The 18668-nt window shown below is 41.5% G+C and carries 14 protein-coding genes and 1 CRISPR repeat array (1 of these 15 running past the window's edge); all 14 genes read left to right on the top strand.

Annotation, left to right across the window (positions count from 1 at the left end; all coding sequences use genetic code 11):
• The first annotated feature begins 39 nt into the window (after positions 1-39).
• The 14 genes from MCG98_RS01470 to cas2 all read left to right on the top strand — a co-directional run bounded on the left by MCG98_RS01470 (position 40) and on the right by cas2 (position 16362).
• Complete coding sequence (locus MCG98_RS01470; protein WP_240300103.1) at positions 40-708, top strand: TetR/AcrR family transcriptional regulator; 669 nt, start codon at positions 40-42, stop codon at positions 706-708.
• Between the two features lie 223 nt (positions 709-931).
• Positions 932-1870 (top strand): TIM barrel protein, encoded by a 939-nt coding sequence (locus MCG98_RS01465; RefSeq protein WP_240300102.1) that lies wholly within the window; start codon positions 932-934, stop codon positions 1868-1870.
• A 147-nt stretch (positions 1871-2017) separates the two neighbouring features.
• Positions 2018-3427 (top strand): trimethylamine methyltransferase family protein, encoded by a 1410-nt coding sequence (locus tag MCG98_RS01460; protein WP_240300101.1) that lies wholly within the window; start codon positions 2018-2020, stop codon positions 3425-3427.
• 369 nt (positions 3428-3796) lie between these two features.
• Complete coding sequence (locus MCG98_RS01455; RefSeq protein ID WP_240300100.1) at positions 3797-4840, top strand: reverse transcriptase family protein; 1044 nt, start codon at positions 3797-3799, stop codon at positions 4838-4840.
• A 9-nt stretch (positions 4841-4849) separates the two neighbouring features.
• On the top strand, positions 4850-5857 hold the full coding sequence (locus tag MCG98_RS01450; protein WP_240300099.1) for a hypothetical protein: 1008 nt from the start codon (positions 4850-4852) through the stop codon (positions 5855-5857).
• Between the two features lie 289 nt (positions 5858-6146).
• The gene (gene guaA / locus MCG98_RS01445) at positions 6147-7427 is read left to right on the top strand and encodes a glutamine-hydrolyzing GMP synthase (protein ID WP_275891355.1); all 1281 of its coding nucleotides are present in this window, start codon (positions 6147-6149) and stop codon (positions 7425-7427) included.
• Positions 7428-7780: 353 nt separating this feature from the next.
• On the top strand, positions 7781-8485 hold the full coding sequence (gene cas6 / locus MCG98_RS01440; RefSeq protein WP_240300097.1) for a CRISPR-associated endoribonuclease Cas6: 705 nt from the start codon (positions 7781-7783) through the stop codon (positions 8483-8485).
• 15 nt (positions 8486-8500) lie between these two features.
• Positions 8501-10246, top strand: coding sequence for a type I-B CRISPR-associated protein Cas8b/Csh1 (locus tag MCG98_RS01435; protein WP_240300096.1), 1746 nt, complete (start codon positions 8501-8503; stop codon positions 10244-10246).
• Position 10247: 1 nt separating this feature from the next.
• Complete coding sequence (locus MCG98_RS01430) at positions 10248-11183, top strand: type I CRISPR-associated protein Cas7 (RefSeq protein ID WP_240300095.1); 936 nt, start codon at positions 10248-10250, stop codon at positions 11181-11183.
• Positions 11184-11187: 4 nt separating this feature from the next.
• A complete protein-coding gene (gene cas5b, locus MCG98_RS01425; protein WP_240300094.1) occupies positions 11188-11940 on the top strand; it encodes a type I-B CRISPR-associated protein Cas5b in 753 nt (250 codons plus the stop codon).
• A gap of 52 nt (positions 11941-11992) precedes the next feature.
• Positions 11993-14545: a CRISPR-associated helicase Cas3' gene (cas3, locus tag MCG98_RS01420; protein WP_240300093.1), complete on the top strand. Its 2553-nt coding sequence runs from the start codon at positions 11993-11995 to the stop codon at positions 14543-14545.
• A 14-nt stretch (positions 14546-14559) separates the two neighbouring features.
• Entirely contained in the window at positions 14560-15054 is a 495-nt protein-coding gene (gene cas4 / locus MCG98_RS01415; RefSeq protein WP_240300092.1) for a CRISPR-associated protein Cas4, read from the top strand.
• A 19-nt stretch (positions 15055-15073) separates the two neighbouring features.
• Positions 15074-16072 carry a type I-B CRISPR-associated endonuclease Cas1b gene (cas1b, locus tag MCG98_RS01410; protein ID WP_240303359.1) on the top strand — a complete coding sequence of 333 codons (999 nt, stop codon included), beginning with the start codon at positions 15074-15076 and terminating at the stop codon, positions 16070-16072.
• Complete coding sequence (gene cas2, locus MCG98_RS01405) at positions 16072-16362, top strand: CRISPR-associated endonuclease Cas2 (RefSeq protein WP_240300091.1); 291 nt, start codon at positions 16072-16074, stop codon at positions 16360-16362. Before cas1b ends, cas2 begins: the two co-directional genes overlap by 1 nt.
• 180 nt (positions 16363-16542) lie before the next feature.
• Positions 16543-18668: direct repeats of the CRISPR family, unit length 30 nt; unit sequence GATAAACCACAACATAAGATGTTTTGAAAT (it continues 832 nt past the right edge of the window).

Below are 18668 nucleotides of genomic sequence, written 5' to 3'. Positions count from 1 at the left end.
CAAATTTAAAATGTATCTGCGATTATCGAATAAGATGATATGGCTGTTTATGAAAAAGGTTATGAGACAAAACGACGTTTGATTATGTCGATGTACAATAAATTAAAGGTGCAGGATGCATCGGAGATCACGGTACGGGAGCTGGCGAAGGAAAATAACTGTTCACCGGCAGCGCTGTACCGGCATTTTGAAAGTCTGGAATATCTGATCATCCTCGGCTCAATCAGATTTTTTATTGATTATATGGTTGAATACGGCCGGCTGATGGATTCCGGCAACAATCTGATGAAATCCTATATCAAAGGATGGCAATTATTCAACAAGTATGCATTTGAAAGACCAGATCTGTATTACCGGCTCTTCTGGGGCCAGTATCATACGATGTTTTCAGACGCACTCGAAGAATATTTTGAACTGTTTCCTGTTACGGGATCGGAACTGTATCCGGCATACTTTTATACGCTGCTGTTTACGGATGACGTCATAAAAAGGGATTTCCTGATCCTGAGGAGGGCTGTAAACTACAACATGTTATCTGATGAAGATGCCGCCTATTTCAGCAAATCCAACACGTTTATCGTTAAGGGAATGCTTGAAATGTATATGGGGTGTGATTTGGAAGAAAGAAGACAGGGAGAGCAGGAGTGTAACGAACTGCTGCTGAAGAATGTTGAAAAAGTTTATGTTCCGGCTGAATGTGAGATTTGAATGCGGGGAGGGGTAAAGGTATTTGATTCAATTTGCAGAACGTGGGCACATTGACTGATTTTTTTTGCAATAAAAAGTGAACAAGTTTACTAATTGAAATTTTGAAGCAGACACATGAGAAGAAAAGTAACATCTGCAATTATGATAGCAGTACTTGCTACTCTGATTCCGGGTTTCAGGATCAGGGTTGGAAATAAAACAAGATGAAAAAGGAGCGAAAACTATGAATGACAAAAACAGACCTCTCAGACTCGGAATGCACACATATACGCTGCATTTCTTTGGCCTCGGTGAAAGCTGGGGCTTCGGCAAGGATTACTATTTCGAGCAGACGATGTCACTGTATGAACTGATGGGCATTGCAAAAAAGTGGGAGCTTGACGGTCTCCAGATCACAAAGGTGGACCTCCTGACAACTGCAGAAGAAGATCCGTTCGGAACAGAAAATCTGAAAAAGGTTGCACAGGCAGCTAAAGAGCACGGCCTATTCCTGGAATTCAATTCATCCTTCCAGGCAGGCAGCGACTCCCGGGTAAACTGTACGGCAAAAGAGGCACTGCAGATCGGCCACGACCTGGACGCTGAACTCGTGAAGTTCAGTCTCGATATCAAGCGCCCGAGAGAACTCTACGGTTCCTGTATGCACCCGGAGGTCATGCGTCAGATGGCTGACAGGTACGATGAATTCAAGGCAGCCATCCCCATGATCGAAGAGTTCGGCATGCAGATCGCGATCGAGAATCACACTGATACCTTAGCCGATGAGATCCTGTGGATCGTGGATAAGCTGAATCATCCGCTGATTGGTACGTGTGTGGATACCATGAATCCACTGCAGGTAATCGAAAATCCCTATGATGTTATGGAGCGCATGCTTCCGAAGGCGTACTGCTGTCACTTCAGCGATGATATAATCGTCGTGGATCCTCTTGGCGTGCATGATATCGGCGCTCCCCATGGACAGGGGTCCATGGACTGCCTGAAGATGGTGGCACAGATCCGTGAGAAATCCCCGATGGATAAGATTATTTTTGAAAATGAAATCGCCTTTAAGAGTCTGGACGAGCCGATCGAGGAAGCCAGAGCCAGAGAACTTCAGGCGTGTGAAGAGAGTGTGCGTTACCTGCGTGACGTATTGAAACTGGGCGTTAGAAACCGATAATTTTATGGCAGCAGTTCAGGACGATGGGGAAATTGATACGAAAAAGCAGCATGAAGCTTGCTTTTAAACCGCTTTTTCGGTCAAGAAGATGAGCCGTCCTGAACAGTTACAATTTTTTAAATATTTAAATCCAGGAGGGAACGCATTATGTCAAGAGAACAGATGATTCATAACGCAGCAATGGAGATCATGCGGGACGTGGGTGTCAATATCCACAATGAGAAAGCAATCGAAATATACAGGGCAAACGGTATTAAGGTAGAAGGCAATACGGCTTACTTTACGGAAGAGCAGGTGATGCATTGGGTGAAGATGGCGCCTGAGTCCTTCACACTTCATGCAAGAAATCCAAAATACGATATGGTGATCGGAGGAAATCATACGAATCCTGCTCCTACTTACGGATGTGCGTTTATCGATGACTGGGAAGGAAAGCGCCGCCGCGGAACTATGGAAGATTTTATCAAATGCTTAAAGCTTGTTCATGCAGAGGACAGTTATTCAATCAACGGCGGTATCATGATTCAGCCCGGCGACATCCCGGAAGAGGCAGGCGCCATTCAGATGTTCTATGCCACACTGCTGCACTCTGACAAAGCGATCATGCTGCCAACCGGTTTCAAAGACGAGATGGCGCTGATGCTGGAAGCCGGCTGTGAGCTCTTCGGCGGAAAAGAAGGAATGATCGAAAAGCCGAGAATGATCGCACTGATCAACACGGTTTCTCCGCTGTCACTGGATGAGAGAATGTTGGACTGTCTGATGCTGCTTGCCGAGTATGGACAGGCTGCGATCCTCTGCCCGGCTGCGATGCTCGGTGCAACGGGCTCGCTCTCCATGGCGGGAACACTTGCCAGCGGCGCAGCAGAAAGCCTTGCGGGTATTGTGTTGGCACAGATGATTCGTCCGGGAGCGCCGGTTGTCTTCGGCGTCCAGTCAACTGCGGCGGATATGAGAGGGGGTATCACCTTCGCATGTGCTGCTCCTGAGGGGACACTGATGCAGGGATTCGGAGCAAATCTTGCCAGATTTTACGGACTGCCGTCCAGAGGTGGCGGATGTCAGACCGATGCGCCGGTCATCAACTGCCAGGCTGGCTACGAGTCCATGCTGACCTTTTCATCCGCGTACCGTCACGGCATCAACTTTGTGATGGAAGCCGGCGGTGTCATGGACAGTGTCAATGCTACCTCATTTGAGAAAATGATCATTGATTTTGAAATCATCCGCCAGGTGAAAGCTGCCTTCACACCGATCGAGGTGACGGAGGAGACACTGAATCTGGAAGAAATTAAGGAGATCGGACACGACGGCAGCTTTGTGACATCTGATTATACACTGGACAACTTTGAGGATCTGTATTCTCCTCATATCGGCGAGCGTAACGCCAAGGGCAGCGATTACTTTAAAAACAGCATCGAACGGGAGATGCACAGACTCCTGAAAACGTACGATGAAAACCGTCCGGAACTGGATGTTGATATGAGGGATAAGGTAAAAGCGGTGCTCTCGAAATCAGGACTTGAAATGAAATATCTTGAAAATATCGAGCAATAAAAAATGCGGTCAGCAGGAATATTTGATATAGGGTAGAGTGGTCTGAACGGTGGTTCGGGCTGCTTTTCCTTTTGCTTTTCTCAGACAATGCGGATTTGCAAATTTCTTCTACCATAACCTGCCGCACCTGTGCTATGCTAAGAATGCAGGGACAATAGCATATCCGGATCGATACAGGAATGTAGAGACCGGCCGGGCGGCGAGTCGCCGTCTGGTGAGGAAAATCAGGCCATCAGACTTCCAGATGCTGCGAGGTACTTCTGCACACCAGCGGTGTGCATACGGGCGCTGCCCTGGTACGTCTTCACATCTTACAGAATCATCTTATTGTATTGTCCCTGTATGTAAAAGAGAAATGAAGGAGAAACGATGTCCGGCAATGATTTGTGGAAATACTGCACGGCAGAACAGGAAAAAGAAATGCAGATATCTTTCCGGCTCCTGGATGGGATCCAGGTGAAAGAGGAGAAGTATCTGCCATGCCTTTATGCCCTCAGCAACCATGCAGACGAGCATTACCATGCAGCCGCCGTAAAAAAGAGGGGCGGCAGTGTGAGAAAACTGATGGTGCCGGATGCACTGCTTGGCACTGTTCAGAGGAACATTTTGCATCATATACTGGACGGCATTACACCAGCGGATGCGTCGAAAGCATACCGGCGGGGCGCCACCATCGTGGACAATGCGCTGCCGCATGTGGGTGCAAAACAGATCGTGAAGCTGGATATCAGGGACTTCTTTGAAAATATTACGTATCTGCTGGTCTATCAGTATGCCTTTCCGGCTGTTTACTTTCCTCCTGCAGTGAGAACGATGCTCACGGCGCTCTGCTGCTGCCGGGAATGTCTTCCACAGGGAGCACCGACATCGCCCGCCGTCTCCAATCTGGTCATGAAATCCTTTGACCAGTATATGGAATCCTGGTGCTGCAGGCGTGGGATCCGGTATACGCGGTATTGCGACGATATGACATTTTCCGGGAGTTTTGATGCGAAAGAGCTTAAAAATAAAGTGCGAAGTTATCTTCAGGTGATGGGATTCCAGCTGAACGAGAAGAAGACCAGGGTTTTGAAAAGACACTGCCGGCAGACGGTGACGGGGATCGTCGTCAATGAAAAGCCGCAGGTGAGCCGTGATTACAGAAGAAACCTGCGCTTAGAGATCTATTACTGCCTGCGCTATGGGGCGAAAGAACACCTGAGGCGTCTCGGAAACTTAAAATGGATGACGGAGGAGGAACCCGATACGGGGCGATATCTCCGGCACTTGCTCGGGAAGATCAATCATATTCTGCAGGTGAATCCGGAGGATGAGTATTTTCAGCGGGTGCGAAAGAAAGTGCGGGAAATAAGCAGCCGGACAGATGAGATCAGGTCCGGTAAAGATGGATTTGACGAAAAAGCAGAAATATAGGTAAAAAGTATGGATAAATTAGAGAAGGTTGTGAACATCTGTGAAAATATACTGGAAGGAATCGAGACGGAAACATTGCCTGCGTCGTCAGCACTGCTGAAATGCCTGCAGATCGCCCGTCTGCTAAATGACGCAGAGGCAGTCATCTGGCTGCAGTATGAATACGGAGGATATCCCAGAGATAAAAACGGGGAAATTGCAAAGAGTGCACGGGAGGTCGGTTACACCAACGGGCGCGGATATATAAGAAATGGAGAAAGAAAAATATTCCTGACGCTGGCGGCAGAACTGGAGAAAAGAGTAATCGCCAGGCAGCATGCAGCCGGTAACTTTTCCACGCAGGGAGTCTCTGTTTCCGGAGAACGCGCGGACTCTGCGATGCGTCAGCTGATGGATTCAGTCAACCATTATACGAAGGATCTGATAGATAATATTGCGCTGGATGAAAAGAAATTATCCATTTTAAAGGCGCGGTATTATGATTACGCACTCCGAAAATATAGCGAGCTCGCATTCGGCAACGCCGCTGCCGATGTATTTGCGGTATACAGAGAGCGCGTCGATCATCATTTTTCGAAATTATCACACAGCACGGTACTGCAGCTGAAGGCAATCGAGGATAAAATCACCTCCGACAATCCGGAAGTATTTTCACAGGCAGTGACGACCTGCCGCAGGCTGTTCCAAAACACTGCCGAAGAATTATTTAACAGATATTTCCCTGACTACTCGGACAGTACCTATGAGACGAAGTCGGGAAGATTCATCGATATCAGCGGGGATCACTACATCAATAAGTTATCCGCTGTAATCGAAAAAATCCAGAATAAATCTGCGGCAAAAAGCGCAGCGGGAAGCAGCATTTTATATACTCTGGACTGGATTAACAATCTGAATCGCTTACAGTGTGAGGGTGTACACGCCAAGATAACGAGACGGGATGCCATGCAGTGCATTATACACACGTATATCTGTCTGGGCGATATCCTGAATCTGCAGGATGATTATAAAGGATGAGTCTCAGGTGATGCTGTAAATTTTCATGGAAAAACTTATGTAATTAGGGTATAATAACTGCACAGAGTGCAGTCCACAGCAACGGTGTTGCTGTGCCGCTGCTGCACAGCGGATGATACCCGGCAAGCCACGGCTGGAAAAACAAATATCCCATTGGGCTGCTTGTTTTTCTGCGTGCGAGGTATAATAACTGCAGGAGAGTCAACATGTTTACATATTGACAAACGGCGAATGTGAAATATTCGCCGCCACATTTTACAAAAAGGGAGAAGATAAAGTGAAACAGGACATGATTGTAATTTTAGACCTTGGAAGTACGGAAAACACGGTTGTCGCGAGAGCGGTCCGTGACATGGGGGTATACAGTGAGATTCATCCTCACGACATTACTGTGGCTGAACTGCAGGCACTTCAGAATGTAAAAGGGATCATTCTGAACGGCGGGGAAAACAGGATCGTCGACGGTGCGGCTGTGGATGTTGCACCGGAACTGTATGACTGCGGCTATCCGATCATCGCTATCGACCATCCGACCGCAAAATGCCCCCAGAAGTATGACGCGATCCCAGAAGAAGCTGTGCTGAAAAACTTTGTATTTGACGAATGCAAAGCAGAAGCAAACTGGAATATGAAGAATTTTGTTGCGGATCAGGTGGAACTTGTGAAACAGCAGGTCGGTGACCGCAAGGTATTGCTGGCGCTCTCAGGGGGTGTGGATTCTTCTGTTGTAGCTGCACTTCTTCTGAAGGCCATCGGACAGCAGTTGGTATGTGTTCATGTAAACCATGGTTTAATGAGGAAGAATGAATCGGAAAATGTTGTTGAAGTCTTCCGCGACCAGCTCAGTGCAAATCTGATCTATGTTGATGCGACAGAACGTTTCCTGGGCAAGCTGGAAAATGTGTCTGATCCGGAACAGAAACGTAAGATCATTGGCGGAGAGTTTATCGAGGTGTTCCAGGAAGAGGCTAGAAAGCTGGAAGGAATTGATTTCCTGGGGCAGGGAACCATCTATCCGGATATCATTGAGAGTGGAACGAAAACGGCAAAGATGGTGAAATCCCACCATAATGTAGGCGGACTTCCGGAGGATATGAAGTTTGAACTGGTGGAACCCCTCAAACAGCTCTTCAAGGATGAAGTGCGCGCATGCGGTATCGAGCTGGGACTTCCGGATTATATGGTATATCGCCAGCCGTTCCCGGGACCGGGACTTGGCGTCCGCTGCCTCGGTGCGATCACACGCGACCGTCTGAAGGCAGTCCGCGAGTCCGATGCTATTCTCAGAGAGGAATTCGAGAAAGCCGGCCTGGACAAGAAGGTCTGGCAGTACTTTACCGTGGTACCGGATTTTAAATCTGTCGGGATGAGGAATCATGCGAGATGTTTCGAGTATATGGTGATCATCCGCGCCATCAACACCATTGATGCCATGACGGCCAGCATTGAGAAAGTGGATTGGGATGTGCTTGAGGTGATCACGAACCGGATTCTAAATGAGGTTGCGAATGTGAACAGAGTTTGTTATGATATGTCGCCGAAGCCTCCGGCTACGATAGAATTCGAGTAAGAAAGCTTAACGAAGGCTTGCGGGATGGAATACTACAAATAAATAAGACGAGATAAGGGACCTTGACCAATGAGAGAAATCTTATTTGTTAGGGTCCTTTTCTAAAATATAGAACTTGAGAATAACGGCACATCTTATGTTGTGGTTTATGAAATATCACATAACAATAAACATGTTTCAAAACATCGAGATGTTATGGTTTGTATAAAATATATTTTATAACAGCTAGGGTTAATATGCAAACGGAAAAATTTTGTTAGTACTTGACAGAGAACAGATACAAGCGTAATATACAATTATAGTTGAAATATATAACTCATAATAATTAACATTGAGAAAGGGGGTAAAGAAAAATGAAGAATAATATTAACGTATATGAAATCAGAGTCAAAGTTTTTCTGCTGCAAGAGATTCCTTTGAACTTTCTGCAAAGTAGTATAACAGATTTTATTGATTCCGCGATGGGGGAGGAAGAAGCATTCTTAAACCTCCATGAGGCAAACTGCTTTAAAGGTTATAGTCTGAGTCTCTTTTATCCGGTAGAAAAAGACAAGCTGTATAAGAAAGAGGGAATTTACACAATCACAATCAGAACAGTAGATATAAAACTCGCCCGTTTCTTTTCGGAAACTCTTTACAATCATAACACACCATACATGAAGGGCCTGACGGCGGAAAACCGTGTGCTTCCTAAAAAAACTATAGGAGAAATATATTCTTTGACTTCAACGATTGTGAAGACAGAAAACGGGTACTGGAAGAACGTGATGTCCTTAAAAGAGTATGAACGGCGTCTTTTTGAAAATGCGGTTAAAAAATACAATCAGTTTACGGAGAGCAAAATTGACGAGGATTTTCAACTGTATACAAATATAGAATTTTTAAACAAAAAGCCTGTCTGTGTGCAATATAAGGGGATTAAACTTTTGGGGGACAAAATCAATCTTAAGGTTGCAGACAATCCGAGGGCTCAGGAACTGGCGTATTTTCTTCTTGGGGCAGGCTTATGTGAGATGAACAGCCGTGGTTTTGGATTCTGTAACTATCGATGGATATAGAAGGCAGGTGATTTGGTGTTAAAAGATTGTCTGGAAATCTTTAAAAAAGAGATGGAACGAGCGGCAGGGGACAGTGGGAATCTGGACAGGCTTATTCTGGACAGCTATGTTCCGGCGGAAGGGATTTATCTGATTGTGAAGGAGGATGGCAGCATAGGTTATCCTGAGGAAATCAAGATGGATAAGAAAACGCGGGAATTGGAATACATTCCATCTACATATGAACGAATTTGTTTTTATGATTACCACAGTCGTTTAGTCAGCATGGATAAACCCCAGGATCCCAAAAAGGTCATTCATTCTAACAACTATCTGTCGTTTTGGGTAAAGCAGGAGAGTTTGCAAAATGGTAAATTAAACGAAGAAGCGATTGACCGCTATTTTGATGTGCTTTGCAATCCCAGAGAAAAGTACAGCAAGCCAAAGGACAGGGAAATGTATGACTACATTGCTGAGCAGCTGGGAGAAATTAATCAGGAAAAATTAGAACGAAACCGCAAGTGGATCAAAGAACATATATTTGCTCTTGAGGATTTGGGAGTTACACTGACTGGTAAGAATTATTTAAAAATCTTTTTTGAGGATGAGGATGATGTATATCTGCGGGAGGAGCAGCGTTATCTGATAACAAAAATTTTTAATAAGAATGATTATAATATCAAGATTGGCGGAGAGATACTGGGACTTCCCAATGATAATCTGGGGTTGAATCAGAAAAAACCATATATGGAAAACCGAACGCGGAAAATTACCGTTCCCTACCTGGTGACGTCTGAGGAGGCTGTGCTACAGAGAAAGTTCTTTGATTATCTGATGAACCAGGCAGTAAAGGGTGAAGTCAATCTCTTTTTTGATATGGAAGGGAAAAAGATTCTTTCCAGAAAAAAAGGGGAAATGGTCGAGCGGGATTTTTCTGGTTTTTATCTCCAGGTGCGGAAAGGAAAAGAGGTTGAAATCTGGCACCAGGATGTAATTGTGGATTATCGGTATTATTTAAAGCAAAAATTTTCCTACCAAAATGTACTTCAACTGCCGGATAAGGATGAGATCTATAAGAACTATGGAGTGAAAAAGGAACTGCAGGCTGTGCTCGATGATGTGGTATTTTCTAAATGGCTGATTCCAAATTATTTTACACCGGCAGATGAGCTGCAGGCTGACGGAGAACTGAAGAGGAGTCTTCTATGGGCCAGAGACGCCATCTTTGCATGGTTATATAAAGGACAGGAAAAGAATATCGGGAGAATTATGGAACAGGTATGTATGAATATGACGAAAAGTTCCATTCAAAACGGGTTTATTCCGAAATCAGGAAAGCAGTTTAATCTAATGTGTTCATTAAAAGACTATTTTTCAGGAGGGAAACAGATGGCTGACAGGTATAAAAATATAGAAGATGTGCTAAGAAATAAAATCAATCAGAAGGAGACGGACCAGATAAAGAGCGACGAGGAATACTTTTATGCGGTAGGACAGCTTGTGTACTATTTTATTTCCCTCAATAAATCAAGAGAGAAGGTACATTCTCTGGCTAACCCATTTTTCAATGCGAAAAATGATGAAATTATTAAAGAAAAATTGAAACAGTATTTTATGAAATATAATTATCAGCTTAATTTTAACGGCAGTAGATTTAAGAATCTGTTTGGGATGGTATGCAGGTATGTTCTGGAGGGAAAGATGAACCAGACAGCAATTATTGCTGGATATTTAAGCAGTAACCTGATTTATGAATCAAAAAAGGAAGAGGAGGAACAGTAATATGAATAAACGGGTGTATGGAGTGCTTGGGATTTCTTCTATTATGGCAAACTGGAATGCGGATTTTACAGGATATCCGAAAACGATCTCAGATGGAACGGTGTTTGGCAGTGATAAGGCGTTGAAATATCCCATGAAAAAAATGTGGGATAATGAAGGGAAAAAGGTTCTGTACATAAAATCTATGAAATTTTCAGAGAAAGACAATGCGCTGGTTCCGAAAAGTTTAAAAGAGCGGTATGAACATATTTTCAATGTAAAAAATTTGAAGGATTGTAAGGATACGAAAGAGGTGTTGACCAACCTTATGACTGCGGTAGATGTAAAAAATTTCGGGGCTACATTTGCAGAAGAGGGAAACAATATTTCCATTACCGGAGCGGTCCAGTTTGGACAAGGATTTAACAAGTATGAGGGGACAACCGCAGAAGAGCAGCAAATACTTTCCCCGTTCCGTGACGGCAGTAAGGACGATAAAAAGGATGAAGCAAAAAATTCTACATTGGGGACAAAAATCACCAGCAACGAAGCGCACTATTTTTATCCGTTTGTGGTAAACCCGTCGGCGTATAAGGAACTGGTAGAGCTTGGAGTTACAGAGGGATACACGGAAGAGGATTATCAGAATTTTAAGAGGACTGCGCTGGTATCTGCCACTTCATTTGCGACAAATGCAAAGGAAGGATGTGAAAATGAGTTTGCTCTTTTCGTGGAAACGGAACCGGATTTATATCTGCCTAACTTGTCAGAGTATATCAACTTTGAAAAGAGTGAGGTGAAAAATCAAATTGATTTGGTGATGTGCGGTGAATTTTTAAATCAGTTAAGCGATAAGATCAAAAAGGTTGAAATTTATTATAACCCGTACACGACGGAATTGACAAACAATATCAGTAACGCAGAGGTGTTTAACATTATTACACAAAAAGAGGTGTAGTATTATGAAGGCTCTGAAATTTACACTAAGCGGTAAAACGGCGTTTTTAAAAAAACCCGAGGTAAATGCATATTGCTATTTTACCTTTGGACAGATTCATAAAGCAGCACTTTTGGGAATGTTTGGCGCAATCTTAGGCTATCAGGGCTATGGGCAGAAGGAGTGGGAGAGCAAGAAGAAAAAAGCGCAGCTCATCGAGGAATATCCGGAATTTTATGAACGGCTGAAAGACATCAGGGTGTCCATTGTTCCTAAGAATGAAAAGGGATATATTCCGAAAAAAGTCCAATTTTTTAATAATTCCATTGGGTATGCGTCCAAGGAACAGGGTGGAAATCTGATCGTTAAGGAGCAGTGGCTGGAGGAACCGATCTGGGAAATCTTTGTGTTGTTAGATTGCCAGGAGGCGAAAAAACTGGCAGAGTTTATTGTGAATGGGAAGTGCGTCTATATGCCTTATCTGGGAAAGAACGACCATCCTGCAGATATCAGGAATGCACAGATTGTGGAATTAGACCAGGAACCGGAGAAGGAGGTGCAATTTGCCTGTCTGTTTCCCAAAGAGACGGGAGAGTTACTTTTGCCGGATGAGGAGGATGAGATACAGGAATTTAAGTATGAGGAAAAGTTGCCGATAGGCTTAGACGCTTATACAAATTTATATGTTTATGATACCTTCTGCTATACAAACCTTCCGGTGAGAATGGAAAAAGGGTTTGCGGCCAGAACAGAGAAAAAAATGCTGATATTTTATTAATTCAGAAGCCCCCGCTTTAAAAGGCGGGGGTTTTGTGTAATGGAGGAACGAGATGTTAAGAAAAGACATGTACATAGCTTTGGAAGAATTTGAGCCGAACATATCTGAGTGTTATGCCCATCTGCCGTTGGACGGCGGAAAAAAGGAAACGGTAATTGAGCATACAAAACTGTGTCAGAAATATTTTTTGAATATTATTCAGCAGAAGAAATTGGATAAAGTTTTTATAAGATTTCGAGAAAAATATCTGGGCAGTATGAGTTCTGATACCGAAATATTGTTTGACAGTATTCTGATGAATGTAGTTACGTTTCATGATATGGGGAAGATCAATCCATTGTTTCAGATCAAAAAAATGAAACATAAATGGCATCCGGAAATTGCCCCGGAGGGGAATCTGGGCAGCAAGCATTCTATTTTATCTGCGGCATTTTACCTGGATTATTTTTTGTGCCGTGTAGGTGAGGTAGAGAATAAGGAGGAAAAGAGAAGGCTTAAAGATTTGGTATTTATCCATTCCTTTTTGATTGCCAGACATCATGGGGTGATGAAAGAATTTAAGGAATACGTGTACAGCTTTGATGAAGATAGCGAAAGTAATCTTGGGTGGTATGCTAAAAAGTGGCTGGATAGCTGGAAAGAAAAAGTAGAAGACGGTGCGGGTAGTATATTTACGATAAAAGACAGAGAAAAAAAGAATTCTCTACAGCGGATAGGAGCGGGAGATACAAAGAGGCAGGTTTGGCTGTACGGATATTCCAGGCTTTTGTATTCACTTCTTGTGGCATCGGACTATTATGCGACCACGGAGTTTATGAGTGGCGTAGAAATAAAAACGTTTGGAAATATTGAAAATCTTCAGGATATCATAGAGCAATATGAGAAAACCGAGGTGATGAAAAGTATCAGGACTTATGAATCATCATCTTATCCCATGGATTCAAAGGAACTTGAGAGGCAGAGTAAGATTAATATATTGCGGACAGAGTTGTTTCTGGATGCGGAACGAGAATTAAAGGAACACAGCAGCCAATCACTGTTTTATCTGGAAGCGCCAACGGGAAGCGGAAAGAGTAATACGTCGATCAATTTAAGCTTTCAGCTGCTGAGTATGGGAGAAGGACTGCAGAAAATATTTTATATTTATCCATTTAATACGCTGGTAGAACAAAATATGGAGACGCTTAGGAAGGTATTTGGAGATTACGAGAAGACAATGGCTCAGATTGCAGTGGTCAACTCTCTGGTTCCCATAAAGGGAAGTGAGGAACTTTACGATACGGAAAGTCAGAAAAAGTTCCAGGAACTATTGCTGGATCGGCAGTTTTTAAATTATCCGCTTGTTTTGTCCACGCATGTCTCACTGTTTCGGACACTGTTCGGAAATGGCAGGGAGGATTTGTTTGGATTTCACCAGCTCTGTAATTCGGTAATTGTATTGGATGAAATTCAGAGCTATAAAAATGAATTATGGAGTGAAATCATTACATTTCTAAAGGGTTTTGCTCAGCTTTTAAATATTAAGGTCATCATTATGTCTGCAACGCTGCCTAATTTGGAGATTTTAACAGATAACCGGTTGGGGGCGGTAAACTTAATAAATGACAGAGAAAAGTATTTTAACCATCCGGTATTTGCAAAAAGAGTGGTTCCGAATTATGAATTATTACAGGAGAAGATTACGCTGGAACTTCTTGCAGAACATATGATTGAGCATGTCCAGGAAGGGAAAAAGATATTGATTGAGTTCATCAATAAAAGCAGAGCAGACGGATTTTATAGGCTCATAAAAGAAAAGACAGATTTTGAAGTACTTCTTATGACGGGCGACAGCAGTATCCTTGACAGAAAGCGGATGATTCATATGACAGAAGAACTGGAGACAATCATATTGGTGGCAACGCAGGTAGTGGAAGCCGGCGTGGACATAGACTTTGATATTGGATATAAAGATAGCTCCAGGTTGGACAGCGAGGAGCAGTTTATGGGGCGCATTAACCGTTCCTGTAAGAGAAGCGGCGTTGTCTATTTTTTTGATTTAGATGATGCAAAGGGTATTTACCGGAGGGATATCCGCATTAATCCGGAATTTACATTGAAAAATGAAACCATGCGGGAAATTCTTGCTACGAAAAACTATCAGAATTATTATGAGCAAATATTACGCATCTTAAAAATGAGAAAAGAAAAAGCTGATTCCCAGAATCTAGAGCAGTTTTTCAGCGAGTGTGTGGGAAGTTTAGACTTCGTAAAGGTCCACGAGAGAATGAAGCTGATTGACGATAATAGACAGATGGTTTCGGTGTATTTGGCAAGAAATATTAAAGAGGAAGGAGCAGGAGAAATCGATGGCAGGACTGTCTGGGAGGAGTATAAGGAACTACTGTTAAATGAGGAAATGGAATTTGCAGAAAAGAAGGTGCGATTATATAAGGTGAGAAGCAGTATGAATGTCTTTCTTTATCAGTTAAGTAAGAATGCCGTGTTTGATTGGAATGAACAGATTGGTGATATTTATTATATTGAAGATGGAGAAGCATTTTTTGATGAGAATGGGATTCTTGACCGCAAAAAATTTGAAAATGGAGAAATGCTGTTTCTTTAGGAGGTGAGTGGATTATGAAAGTAAATGGGACGTTGATTAATTATTATTTTCATTGTAAACGTCAGTGCTATTTACATGGAAACAGGTTGAATCTGGAGGATAACAGTGAACAGGTGAAAATTGGAAAGGCAATACATGAGGAAAAAGCGGAGGAAAAAAAGGATACGGAAATTACAGTTGATAACATACGTCTGGACAGGTTGACAAAGGAATATCTGACGGAAATCAAAAAATCAGATGCCGATGTAGAGGCATCAAAATGGCAGCTGTTGTATTATCTAAGTGTTCTGAAGGAAAAAGGGGTTACCCGTAAAGGCAGACTGGAATTTGTTGAGAAGAATAAGAAAGAAAATAAGGTATTGTATCTTGAATTGACAGAGGAATTGGAAGAGCAGCTTCGGAAATATGTGAGAGAAATTGAAGAGTTACTGCAAAGTGAAAAGATTCCGGAGTGTGTTTACGCGCCAAAGTGTAAGAAGTGTGCGTATTATGAGTACTGTTATATTTAGAAATAGTGGGGTGAAAAGATTGGGAAGTACACGATATATTATGTCTATGGGTGAGCTTACAAGAAAAGATAATTCTCTGTGTTTTCGAAAAGAGGGAAAGAATGTCTATATTCCGGTTGAGAACACAAAAGAAATTTATTGTTTTAATGAAGTCAGTATCAATACAAAATTATTGGATTTTTTGTCTCAGAATCATATTATTGTTCACTTTTTTAACTATTACGGAGGTTACAGCGGTACCTTTTACCCAAGGGACCATTATTTAAGTGGAAAACTGGTAGTGAAACAAGCGGAAAAATATCAAAATGACAGGATGGACATTGCACGGTCAATTGTCCGTGGTATTGGTTTGAATATTTATGAGGTATTGTATCATTATTATAAACATGATAAGAAAGAGGTAAAAAGAACAATTGATTGGATTAAAACAACATTTTTGGGGCAGGTGGAACAAGTTGATGACATTAAAGAATTATTGGCTTGTGAAGGTGAAGTTTGGATAAGATTCTATAATGATTTTCAACATTTTTTGCCTGAAGATTTTGTGATGAACAAGCGGGTAAAACGGCCGCCAGACAATCCTATGAATGCAATGGTTTCTTTTGGAAATACATTGCTCTATACGAAAACAATTTCTGCAATTTACCAGACACATTTAGATCAGAGAGTAAGTTTTCTTCATGAACCGTCAGAAGGCAGATTTTCGTTGAGCCTTGATATCAGTGAGGTGTTCAAACCGGTTATTGTTTTTAGGACTATTTTTGAGTTGGTTAATAATCGCAAAATACAGGTTGAAAAACATTTTGACAAAAGGGTAAATTATTGTATGTTGAATGATGAAGGAAGAAAGATATTTATTGAGGCATTTGAAGGGAGGCTGGAAAATGTGTTTATGCATTCTAGATTGAAACGGAAGGTTTCGTACAGAACAGCGATAAAGCTGGACTGCTATAAACTGATTAAGAACATATTGGAAGATAGAGAGTTTCTTCCGTTTTCTTTGAAAGAAGGGATCTGATGAAAAAACAGCTGAATTATAATTATGCGTTTGTTTTTTATGATGTTGGGGAAAAACGGGTGCAGAAGGTGTTTAAGGTATGTAAGAAATATCTTTCTCATTTTCAGAAGTCCGTGTTTCGCGGAGAGATGACTCCGTCAAAATTTATACGACTGAAAAATGAGCTTAGCACAATTATAGAGGTAGAAGAAGATTTTGTATGTATTATCAAGTTAATGAATGATAATGTTTTTGGTGAGGAGGTGTTAGGTAATGGGAAGAATGATACAGGGGAGGACTTAATGATTTAGGGTATTTTTACCAAGTGATTTTTATGGGGAAAGGCTTAAAGATATGATAAATACTGGGAAAGATGGTGAAGTGGTGTTGGAGATGGAAAAGGAGGCTGACACTTGGTAAAAAATTGAAAAGTGACGGTTTTTAGGGTATAATAAAAACATATAGGAGATGAGAAGGGCGCAAATGCGAGGGATAAACCACAACATAAGATGTTTTGAAATGGCAGACAGTCTATAATTGCCGTAGCGTTTTCGTATGATAAACCACAACATAAGATGTTTTGAAATGTGAAATCACAGACAGCTTGACCAGGAGGATATTTGATAAACCACAACATAAGATGTTTTGAAATTAAATTAGGATCACCGTCCAACCAAAGCGTAGTCACGATAAACCACAACATAAGATGTTTTGAAATGGAGATTGGAAAGAGCTTTATGCGCGCTTAGATTCGATAAACCACAACATAAGATGTTTTGAAATTGAAGCTGTATAAGCAGCTGAGAACAATGCAAATAGATAAACCACAACATAAGATGTTTTGAAATATAAGTATGTAAGCTCTACTATCTCTTCTTTGCAGCGATAAACCACAACATAAGATGTTTTGAAATGCGGATTAATAAAAAATGCGCGCGCGAAATTAAACGATAAACCACAACATAAGATGTTTTGAAATGTGGTTAAATGATTCTGCTACGGCCGCAGGGTTGAGATAAACCACAACATAAGATGTTTTGAAATCTGGAATAATCACGGAGAAATGGACAAGTGGATGGGGATAAACCACAACATAAGATGTTTTGAAATTTCAAGATCCATCGGATACTATTTATGTGAAATTTGATAAACCACAACATAAGATGTTTTGAAATGTAACTTTAATTTCTTTTTTCTTCCGTGGCATCGGTGATAAACCACAACATAAGATGTTTTGAAATGATGACAATTTCCCGGATAATCCAGATATTCCTGAGATAAACCACAACATAAGATGTTTTGAAATTCACCGCCAGTTCCATTAAAAAGCCAATCTTCAGATAAACCACAACATAAGATGTTTTGAAATGTTTGAAGGTGTAGCTTGTCTTTTTGGCTTCTGTGGATAAACCACAACATAAGATGTTTTGAAATAAAATTTGAAAACATGGTTTTGTATGCCAGGAAGACGATAAACCACAACATAAGATGTTTTGAAATGCCGATGAATGATTTAGATGGTGGTGCTGTTGGTGATAAACCACAACATAAGATGTTTTGAAATGAAGCAAAAACACTTGCAACTGAAATTGAAACATTGATAAACCACAACATAAGATGTTTTGAAATTCTTGCGTCCGCCGGAACCGGTGAATATATATTTGATAAACCACAACATAAGATGTTTTGAAATTTGGGGTGATCACTGGTGCTTCTGCTGCATTGATTGATAAACCACAACATAAGATGTTTTGAAATGATTTTTGAGCACTGAGAACTGTTTCCAACTGGATAAACCACAACATAAGATGTTTTGAAATCGTTTTGATATCCACATTTTTACACCACCTTTCTCGATAAACCACAACATAAGATGTTTTGAAATATATGTACAGCACGTTGGGCGTTTGCATAGTATATGATAAACCACAACATAAGATGTTTTGAAATCTATCAGAGTCTTTATCTGTAGCCATAAGAAAACGATAAACCACAACATAAGATGTTTTGAAATCGATAGAAAACTATCCTTTTTAATTAATGGAGGAGATAAACCACAACATAAGATGTTTTGAAATAAGAAATTTCATACATTTTAGAAAAATCGCTTGCAGATAAACCACAACATAAGATGTTTTGAAATCGTAGCTTACGCTTATCCCGTATTTCGCGGCGATGGATAAACCACAACATAAGATGTTTTGAAATTTTACATTAGGCACAGGTTTGGTACTACTTTGATGATAAACCACAACATAAGATGTTTTGAAATAAAAGATTGTAATTGACGATGAGAGTGTGAATATCGATAAACCACAACATAAGATGTTTTGAAATTCGTGTGTCATCTTGCGCGGTTCTACGCGTTCCCAGATAAACCACAACATAAGATGTTTTGAAATATCCGAAGGCTATCGGCTCCGATCGGTTCAATTTGATAAACCACAACATAAGATGTTTTGAAATCATGGCTGACAGTCCAGCTTGTCGCATAGGTACATGATAAACCACAACATAAGATGTTTTGAAATGAAGAAAACTTGATAGATTACTAGGAAAGGAAGTGGGATAAACCACAACATAAGATGTTTTGAAATGTCCTTCGACACTGGGAATT

The organism is Ruminococcus sp. OA3 (assembly GCF_022440845.1).
Lineage (GTDB): Bacteria > Bacillota > Clostridia > Lachnospirales > Lachnospiraceae > Ruminococcus_G.
The sequence above is the reverse complement of the archived record's forward strand: the minus strand, read 5'-3'. Positions and strand labels throughout refer to the sequence as shown.